This is a genomic window from Tritonibacter sp. SIMBA_163 (assembly GCF_046535935.1).
GTDB lineage: Bacteria > Pseudomonadota > Alphaproteobacteria > Rhodobacterales > Rhodobacteraceae > Epibacterium > Epibacterium scottomollicae.
Window position 1 is genome coordinate 1 of the sequence record NZ_JAWJBP010000813.1, and the last position, 256, is coordinate 256.

A 256-nucleotide genomic window follows, 5' to 3' on the forward strand; every position below is an offset into this window, starting at 1 on the left:
CTTACTGTCCGGCCCCATTAGCCATAGGTAAGTGGGCATAATCTCTTCGGGTGTACGCAGCGTGAAGGGGTCTTCTCCAGGGTATGCGGTACGCCGCATTTGTGTGCGCGTTGCGCCTGGGTTTAGCGTGTTTACGCGAACATTGGGCTGGTTGTCCAGCTCATCCGCCAACACTTCCACAAACCCTTCTGTCGCAAATTTGGAGACAGAATAAGCACCCCAGTAGGCTCTGCCTTTGCGGCCAACGCTTGAAGAG

1 protein-coding gene is annotated in these 256 nt (G+C 55.1%); it reads right to left on the reverse strand.

Annotated features, from left to right (window positions below):
• Positions 1-256, reverse strand: a 256-nt coding sequence (locus R0J92_RS24580) for an SDR family NAD(P)-dependent oxidoreductase (RefSeq protein WP_411053608.1), incomplete at both ends; no start/stop codon positions are given.